Genomic DNA, 662 nt, shown 5'->3' on the forward strand with positions numbered 1-662 from the left:
GGGCACGCGGGGGCTGGCTGCGGACCGCCATGGCCGCCAGCTCCGCCGACTCGTCCTCGCTGGAGCTGTAGGTGGGCGTGTCGCCGTAGAGGCGCGCCGAATAGGAGGGACCCGAGCGCTGGTAGACGGGGGCCGGCGCGTCGCAGCAGTCGTCGTCATCGTCGTCGGGCGGCGTGTACGAGGACGCCTCGTGCGTGCGCGAGGGCTTGATGGGGCTCGCCTCGTGGACACGGGAGTCCTTGTCGTCGTCCTTGCTGGAGGAGGTGTCCGCCGACTTCTTGCCGAAGCGCGCCTCGGCGGCGGGAGCGGCCAGGAGGAGGCCGACGACGAGTCCGGCGCACAGCGTGGGGCGCGAGGCAGACACGGGAAGCTCCAGGGTCAGGGGAGGGGTACGGGCCCCCTGTTCCCCTCGACGTGGGGCCGCGCGCGTTTATTCAAACCCTCGCGCGCGTGCTTCAGCGGCGGGCCATCTTCTTCGCCTTGCCCTTCGCGTCGCGCTTCACCGGCCGGGAGGGCGGTTCGGTGCGCGCCACGGCCACGCTCTCCGGCGTCACCGGCGTGGGGGACAGCCGCAGCGTGACGCGCCGGTTGAGGGCGCGGTTGGGCGGGCTGTCCGCGGGAACCCTCGGGCGGTGCGCGGCGTGGCCGCTGTCTCTTATACA

General features: G+C 73.0%; 2 pseudogenes. Both read right to left on the reverse strand.

What is annotated here, in order from left to right:
• Window positions 1-364, reverse strand: a pseudogene (locus D7V88_RS42015) (hypothetical protein); the annotation flags it as partial.
• Window positions 365-455: 91 nt separating this feature from the next.
• Window positions 456-662 (reverse strand): annotated as a pseudogene (locus D7V88_RS43520) (hypothetical protein); the annotation flags it as partial.

The sequence above is a fragment of the Corallococcus terminator genome (assembly GCF_003611635.1).
Lineage (GTDB): Bacteria > Myxococcota > Myxococcia > Myxococcales > Myxococcaceae > Corallococcus > Corallococcus terminator.